A 1,589-nucleotide genomic window follows, 5' to 3' on the forward strand; every position below is an offset into this window, starting at 1 on the left:
CTCTTTCAATAAGGGTTTCGATAGACAAGCAGTAATGCGACGTGTATTGGAAGCCGAGAAAGTCTAGTAATGATGGCAAAGAGGTCACACCTGTTCCCATGTCGAACACAGAAGTTAAGCTCTTTAGCGCCAATGGTAGTTGGGGGCTGTCCCCCTGCGAGAGTAGGACGTTGCTAGGCTTATATATGGAGGATTAGCTCAGCTGGGAGAGCATCTGCCTTACAAGCAGAGGGTCGGCGGTTCGATCCCGTCATCCTCCACCATTTTAGTTTAAATGAGTCATTAGCTCAGTTGGTAGAGCATCTGACTTTTAATCAGAGGGTCGCTGGTTCGAATCCTGCATGACTCATCATTTATATTAATAATTCGCGGGTGTGGCGGAATTGGCAGACGCACTAGACTTAGGATCTAGCGCCGCAAGGCGTGGGGGTTCGACTCCCTTCACCCGCATTTTTTCTACTTTGCGGAAGTAGTTCAGTGGTAGAACATCACCTTGCCAAGGTGGGGGTCGCGGGTTCGAACCCCGTCTTCCGCTCCATTTTTGAAAAATCTATAATAATTTAGTTTAATAATGATTTGCGCCCATAGCTCAACTGGATAGAGCGTCTGACTACGGATCAGAAGGTTGTGGATTCGACTTCTGCTGGGCGCACCATATTCGGGAAGTAGCTCAGCTTGGTAGAGCACTTGGTTTGGGACCAAGGGGTCGCAGGTTCGAATCCTGTCTTCCCGACCATTTTAAATATTACATATTGGGGCCTTAGCTCAGCTGGGAGAGCGCCTGCCTTGCACGCAGGAGGTCAGCGGTTCGATCCCGCTAGGCTCCACCAATATTGGAGGAATACCCAAGTCTGGCTGAAGGGATCGGTCTTGAAAACCGACAGGCGGGTCAAACCGCGCGGGGGTTCGAATCCCTCTTCCTCCTCCATTTTTAAAAATTTAATGGTTCGGTAGTTCAGCTGGTTAGAATGCCTGCCTGTCACGCAGGAGGTCGCGGGTTCGAGTCCCGTCCGAACCGCCATTTTCCTTTTAAATTTATACTAAAATTATTATGGGTCGGTAGCTCAGTTGGTAGAGCATTAGATTGAAGCTCTAAGTGTCGGCAGTTCGATTCTGTCCCGACCCACCATAATAATGCCGGTGTAGCTCAGTTGGTAGAGCAACTGACTTGTAATCAGTAGGTCGAGGGTTCGACTCCTTTCGCCGGCATCGTCTTTCGGAGGGGTAGCGAAGAGGCTAAACGCGGCGGACTGTAAATCCGCTCCTTCGGGTTCGGCAGTTCGAATCTGCCCCCCTCCACCATTTTATGGGCCTATAGCTCAGCTGGTTAGAGCGCACGCCTGATAAGCGTGAGGTCGATGGTTCGAGTCCATTTAGGCCCACCATAATATTATTCCGAAGTAGCTCAGTTGGTAGTAGCATCTGACTGTTAATCAGAGGGTCGTAGGTTCGAGTCCTACCTTCGGAGCCATGGCCCCTTGGTCAAGTGGTTAAGACACCTCCCTTTCACGGAGGTAACATGGGTTCGAATCCCGTAGGGGTCATAACTAGAAGTCCTTAAGAATCTTGTGATTCTTAAGGACTTTTTT

15 tRNA genes and 1 rRNA gene are annotated in these 1,589 nt (G+C 49.7%); all 16 read left to right on the plus strand.

Annotation, left to right across the window (positions count from 1 at the left end):
• Positions 1 to 62: 62 nt before the first annotated feature.
• Positions 63 to 179 (plus strand): 5S ribosomal RNA (rrf, locus tag D1606_RS18335).
• An 8-nt stretch (positions 180 to 187) separates the two neighbouring features.
• Positions 188 to 263 (plus strand) — tRNA-Val (locus D1606_RS18340).
• Between the two features lie 13 nt (positions 264 to 276).
• Positions 277 to 349 (plus strand) — tRNA-Lys (locus D1606_RS18345).
• A 19-nt stretch (positions 350 to 368) separates the two neighbouring features.
• Positions 369 to 450: transfer RNA gene (locus D1606_RS18350), tRNA-Leu, on the plus strand.
• A gap of 13 nt (positions 451 to 463) precedes the next feature.
• A tRNA-Gly gene (locus tag D1606_RS18355) sits at positions 464 to 538 on the plus strand.
• Between the two features lie 40 nt (positions 539 to 578).
• Positions 579 to 655 (plus strand) — tRNA-Arg (locus D1606_RS18360).
• A 4-nt stretch (positions 656 to 659) separates the two neighbouring features.
• Positions 660 to 736, plus strand: a tRNA-Pro gene (locus D1606_RS18365).
• 18 nt (positions 737 to 754) lie between these two features.
• Positions 755 to 830 (plus strand) — tRNA-Ala (locus D1606_RS18370).
• Between the two features lie 5 nt (positions 831 to 835).
• A tRNA-Ser gene (locus D1606_RS18375) sits at positions 836 to 928 on the plus strand.
• Positions 929 to 944: 16 nt separating this feature from the next.
• Positions 945 to 1,021, plus strand: a tRNA-Asp gene (locus D1606_RS18380).
• A 32-nt stretch (positions 1,022 to 1,053) separates the two neighbouring features.
• Positions 1,054 to 1,129, plus strand: a tRNA-Phe gene (locus D1606_RS18385).
• Positions 1,130 to 1,136: 7 nt separating this feature from the next.
• A tRNA-Thr gene (locus tag D1606_RS18390) sits at positions 1,137 to 1,209 on the plus strand.
• A 9-nt stretch (positions 1,210 to 1,218) separates the two neighbouring features.
• A tRNA-Tyr gene (locus D1606_RS18395) sits at positions 1,219 to 1,302 on the plus strand.
• Positions 1,303 to 1,308: 6 nt separating this feature from the next.
• A tRNA-Ile gene (locus tag D1606_RS18400) sits at positions 1,309 to 1,385 on the plus strand.
• A 9-nt stretch (positions 1,386 to 1,394) separates the two neighbouring features.
• Positions 1,395 to 1,471, plus strand: a tRNA-Asn gene (locus D1606_RS18405).
• A 1-nt stretch (position 1,472) separates the two neighbouring features.
• Positions 1,473 to 1,544: transfer RNA gene (locus D1606_RS18410), tRNA-Glu, on the plus strand.
• The last annotated feature ends 45 nt before the right edge of the window (positions 1,545 to 1,589 follow it).

It is taken from the genome of Rummeliibacillus sp. POC4, assembly GCF_003576525.1.
Lineage (GTDB): Bacteria > Bacillota > Bacilli > Bacillales_A > Planococcaceae > Rummeliibacillus.